This is a genomic window from Xanthobacter autotrophicus, from assembly GCF_030015065.1.
GTDB classification, from domain to species: Bacteria; Pseudomonadota; Alphaproteobacteria; order Rhizobiales; family Xanthobacteraceae; genus Xanthobacter; species Xanthobacter autotrophicus_D.
Genome location: NZ_JAIVFN010000366.1, coordinates 1 through 470 on the forward strand (window position 1 = coordinate 1; position 470 = coordinate 470).

1 protein-coding gene is annotated in these 470 nt (G+C 70.4%); it reads left to right on the plus strand.

Translation table 11 applies throughout. The annotated features are described in order from the left end of the window. Positions 1–470 (plus strand): RraA family protein (locus K9U40_RS23550; RefSeq protein ID WP_282892482.1); only part of this gene is annotated, 470 nt, incomplete at both ends.

The window sequence follows — 470 nt, forward strand, 5'->3', positions numbered from 1 at the left end:
TCCCTGAAGTCATCCGCGACATCGAACGCGTGGGCGCCGACGTCGTCGCCAAGGCCGCGACCTTCCAGGCCGCCATCCTGGCCGACGTGGCCGGCCGCCGCGGCACCATGCATGCCCGCGTCTCCCCCGTGCACCAGTCCATGAAGGTGGCCGGCCCGGCCTTCACCGTCGAGGTGCGCCCCGGCGACAACCTCATGATCCACGCGGCCATCGCGCTGGCGAAACCCGGCGACGTGCTGGTGATCGACGGCAAGGGCGACCAGACCGCCGCGCTGATGGGCACCCTGATGCTCAGTGCCTGCAAGAAGATCGGCCTCGCCGGCGTGATCGTGGACGGCGCGATCCGCGACAAGCTGGAGATCCTGGAACTGGACTTCCCCGTGTTCAGCGCCGGCTTCAACCCCGCGGGCCCCACCAAGTACGTGCCCGGCCGCATCAACCACCCCATCTCGGCCGGCGGCGCCGTGGTG